The sequence below is a fragment of the Gardnerella sp. 30-4 genome (assembly GCF_001641215.1).
Classification (GTDB): domain Bacteria; phylum Actinomycetota; class Actinomycetes; order Actinomycetales; family Bifidobacteriaceae; genus Bifidobacterium; species Bifidobacterium leopoldii.
In genome coordinates this window covers 1-5092 of record NZ_LXJL01000112.1, presented here as the reverse complement: position 1 = coordinate 5092, position 5092 = coordinate 1, and the positions used below count along the sequence as shown (strand labels likewise).

Sequence of the window (5092 nt, the reverse complement as noted above, 5' to 3'; positions counted from 1 at the left end):
GTATTTTAATTAATTTATAGTCGCTTATAGCAATATTTTTATTCGTATTATTGCACAATATGATTGTCAGTTTTAACGTATACCTTCATTTCTTGCGGCTCCAAAGATTGCGCAGAAAGCCAAGAAATACCTGCTATACCAGCCTTATCGATTTCATCTTTATGAATACGGGCAGACAAAGAAACTTTGCTATGCGATTTCGCAATAAACATAACTACATCGTGCGAAATGTCTGAAACAGGAATTCTTAAAGATGCATTCGCAGGAATCGTTACGTTTTTTGTAGCAGCTAATACACCATTTAAATCAAATCCTTGCAAACGCACAGAAGTATCTTTATCGCTTGAAGAAGAAAGGTATAGAGCTGTTTCATTAGCAGAAACAGGTGAAACAATTGCGCCACTACCTTGCACGCTAGATGGTGTAATAAAAGCTACATCTGATTGATTATCTTTGCCATCTTTAGTAATAGACATCATTACTTGAGTAGGAACATCTCCACTTACGCTCAAAGCATTAACATGCTCTGGAACTTTTCCAAGATCGACAACTTGCAAATGGTGTGCTTTTAACGTCAAATTCTTTACTTCTTTAGAACCTGTATCATTCATCCATGAAAGTGTTACATTACCATCTTTATTTGGCCATACATATAACTTAGATTGATCGCCTTCACTAATACCTGAAAGAATATTTGTATTAGATTGAGTGCTTAATTCATGAACAATATCTACACCTTTTACAGATAAGCCACTCATATGAACGACTTTTACAAATGATGCTATAGGTGTCTGTTCGCTTTCAACTTGCACGTATAATCCAGAAGTCTTAGGAGAAGCAGCAGCAAGATCAAAATATGCGTGAGAACGAGCAGGAACAGTAAAAGCACTTCCTGTAGAAAGATTTAACTGATTGTTGCCATGTTCTGCAGACCAAGCTTTAACACGAACAACAGTAGATTTTGAAGCAGCATTAAATGCTTCTAAACGAATAGAAATTCCATCAGCAGATTCTGGAACTAGGAATGTCTGTTTCATAGACGGCATGGAACAGGTAGTTGCAGATAAACCTTTTACGTCACCTTTAGTAGCCCATGAAACCATGGAAGCAGATATTCCAGTGCCAGATCCAACTCGTGACAAATGTCCTTCTAGAACTTGAGCGTCATGATTTACATTATTGTTAGCAATAAAAGCTGACGTATCATCATCAGTTGATTTTGAATTCAACGTAATAGATTGATCATTGTTATCTCGTATGTTACGCAAGCTAGAACTATACACATCTCCAAAAGCACCATAACGAGCAGAAGATTGTAAATCGCCTTCTGATTCGTTATATTCGCTATCACCATATTGAGTCAAATCTGGAAGAGACAATCGAATAGGACAAATAGTTTGCAAACGAGTAGAACCAACACTACTTATAACGCCACTAGATGGAGTATTAGGATTATCTACAAAGTGAGGCATTGGTAAGCATAATGCAACAACACATGCAGAAGCAATAAGTATTATTGCACTAAAAATAGCAAGTGAGACAATACTGACTATTTTGTTCTTGCGATTAATATCTACATCTGCATTTACTTCACCATGCTTAGAGCCCTCATGAGGATTTTTATGCCAGTTCATCTAATTCCTCCTCATGCCTGTCATCTGAACGTTCTATCATTGCATGTCTGCCAAATCGAGGCACGGCAACAATACAGTACAGCAGTAATACCATAGAAGAAACAATAATCCAAGGAACTCTCCACGCAAGAGGCCTAGATCGATAATACGGAGATGTAGAAGACAACGACTTAGAATCAGGCACACCATCAAATCTGCAATAAGTTCCTTGCGGTGATGAAACAACTAATTGTGTACCGTCAGAAGCGTTAACGTGTGCAATTAATTGTTCAGTAGCTTCTTTGTTAACATTACTTACAGTTTGCACAGAAGGATGTAACAATTGTTGTATTGACATAGAAGTTTTATGGGAAACCTGCTTATTTTCTGAACTATTAACAATATAAATACCGCCAATTCCAAGTTGCTTTAACGTTGAAATTGCGCCATTATCTGCATGAGATAACAATTGTGCTGAGGCGCGATATATTGCTTTATTGCTTGATGAATCACCAAACATTACTTGTCTAACACGAAGTGCTGGAGATTCGTCTATTGCATCTCCCTTAGATGTTCGCATAATAGAGATTGACAAATCATGGCTACTTTGAGCTCTTAAAGCAAGTATTCGCCGAGTATCGTCTTTTCGCAAATAATCAGAAACAACCATAGGGAGCTCATTGTTATTTGCGCAAATAGATGTAGCAGGTCCGCTCAATACAGCAAAAAGACCCAAAAGAACCGCCATAGTCAACATGCCACTTGCAAGAACAGCGCGTGCTACGCGAATTATGTGCTGCAACAATTGTGCCGCAGAACGACGCATTGCAGCACGTCTACTTGCACGAGTTTTATAGTTATCAAAAATTTGGGACTCAGATTCCTTCGAAGTACGTAGTGGCTCAAAGCGTCGAACAGCTTGACCGGCAACCATGCACATACAAGATAAAATGCCGACAGTAGATAATGCGACTCCAGGCAAAACGCTTGCAGCAACAGGTCCCGAAATATCGGATGCAACTACAACACGAGCAGCAATAAGAGATAACAGCATTCCGGAAATAATCACAACCCACATCATTCGAGAAACTCGCAAAGCAAAAGGCAAAGTTAATGACGTAACAACCATAACAACAGCTAGAATTGCAAAAATTACCATTATTATTGTTCTTAAGCTCATCAATGGCATATTAATTTCAACATTAGGAGAAGCCATATTAAAAGCGTGCAACAAAACATCAGCGTAATCGCTTACGCGTGGAGCACCTTGCACACTTCTCAATGGCAAAGCCATACTAGAGAACAATTGACGCCACATTCCAGATTCGCCATATCTAATAGCACTTCCTATTGTAGGAAGCAGAACAATTATCGATGGTATAGGCATAAGCGCAAACATAATACGATGAGAGCGCACCATAATAAACGATGCAATAAAAATAACAATAAGAGGCAAAACAAGCTGCGGTTCTGCAGCTACTGGAACCATAAAGCATAATGCTGCGCATGCTGCACATTGAGTGGATTTAACAGGACGCACAGGATCTTCTGTTACGTACATTCCAACAGCATGGAACGCAAAAGCAAATGCTGCAGGCAAAAATGCCATAGTCATTAACATTGGCAAATCACCGCGTGCAAACAAACCAAAAGCAATAGCAATCATAGTCCAGCAAATACCAGCGCATACACGTACAGTATCCGAGCGCGTAAATACGCCAGCAAGAGCCCAAAAACTTAAACACATAGCTGGAGCAGCTAAGAAGAACATTAATGTGATAGCCAATAACGGGTTAGCACCAACCACAGTTGATGCGATTGCCCAAATACTTAGCCATGGTGCTGGAGGAATTGCAGGTCCAAAACCATCATCAGGAACCCATGCACCAATAGCAGAATTCCATAGTTGATTGAAATCTGCACCCGTTGGTAACCATTGCTGCGCATTCCAAGAAGCGCCACTTAAAATTTCACGCCATGGAGAGCCATATAAATTCAATATGACTGCAAAAAGAAGAAGAGACGCAAGAATAACAGCACTCCACCTACGCAACACTCGAATATGCAAATGCCGCTTCGCTAGAGGACTTAACAGCACGAAATGCTGTTGAGCTTGGAAAGCAGAACTACGATCACGCCAACGTGCAACTTGATGACGATCTGCGATAAGAGGAACAAGTCGCTTTAATGGAACACGAGTATTCCTTGCAATCCTTCTGCGAGCAAAAACTGCTCTAGGTAATTGCATAATAGCAAGCCATGGCAAAAGCAGACGGATCCACGCTATATAAGGATGTTTAGCAAACAGCGAATGCAAAGCGCCAACGAAACAAGCAGGCAAACTAAGAATCCATATAAGAGGCCACAAAAAAATACTAATATCAGTGTATTTGTAACGCTGCTTAGCTACGAGAGAAGCTGCTACACCATATTTAGATCCTGAATTATTATGATTTCTAGCATCACCGTTACGAGTACGGATACCTTCTAACCTTGCACGCCTGTGTGCGATACGAGCTGAAGGAACTACAACAACACGACCTCCAGATAGACATACTCTACGACAAAAATCTCTTGATTCGCCAAAAGTTGTCATCCATGGTTGCGTACCGCGTAAAGTCTGCCATGCAGTTAATGTGACTAAAGCACCTGCTAGCGATACTGCATACACATCTCCACGCCCATCATACTGTTCTTGATCTGGCTCGCCGTCAACAGTAAGAGTATGAACACCGTGACGCCAAGCATACATTCCAACGTTGTGCAAGATATTTCCTTGCCAATCAACTTGTTTAGCTCCCAATACTGATGCAGTCGGAGTATTGCGCCAAGTTTCACGCAAATATTCTAAGCAATGGAAGTCTGCAGGACGAGAATCATCGTGCAAAAGCCATAATGCAGAAACTCCTGCACAAGGCAAAATCTTGCGCAAAGATTTTTCTATTGCATCTCCAAAAGAATGAGCATAAGAAATGGGAATAATAATTATGCGTACAGATTTATTTTCACTATTGTTTACGCGAGCATTATTTACGCGATTAGTATTTGGTCTATATTTTGAATCGCTATCAATTGTATTATTGGAATCGATATTATTAGCATTCTGCAATAATGATTTTCTAGTATTAATTGCTCCCGCAAGCATAGATGAATTAATTTTTATTTGTAAATTCGTTTGCATAGTCTGTTTTACTCGACTAGCACAATCGACTATTACCAAAGTTCCAGGAAGAATTGATTGACTTAGTACTGCATGTAACGTATCAACATAAAAACGAGTATCTCGCTCCACACACATCATTGCCATAATGGACGAATCCACATCATGAGGATGCGCATCTTTCGCAGATGACAGCACCTGTAAAACTTCGTCTTCAAATGTAAGATTATGAGCGGTTATCGAATCCATACTTACCAGTTTACGCAGGGGGTATGTATCCACCAAAACACAAGTCGTAATTCTAAATAAATTTATACAT

2 protein-coding genes are annotated in these 5092 nt (G+C 39.8%); both read right to left on the bottom strand.

Annotation, left to right across the window (positions count from 1 at the left end):
- Positions 1–47 precede the first annotated feature (47 nt).
- Complete coding sequence (locus A5294_RS05850; RefSeq protein ID WP_064340686.1) at positions 48–1634, bottom strand: DUF5719 family protein; 1587 nt, start codon at positions 1632–1634, stop codon at positions 48–50.
- Complete coding sequence (locus A5294_RS05845; RefSeq protein WP_004119871.1) at positions 1621–5022, bottom strand: glycosyltransferase family 2 protein; 3402 nt, start codon at positions 5020–5022, stop codon at positions 1621–1623. The genes A5294_RS05850 and A5294_RS05845 overlap by 14 nt, the downstream gene beginning before the upstream one ends.
- Positions 5023–5092: the final 70 nt, after the last annotated feature.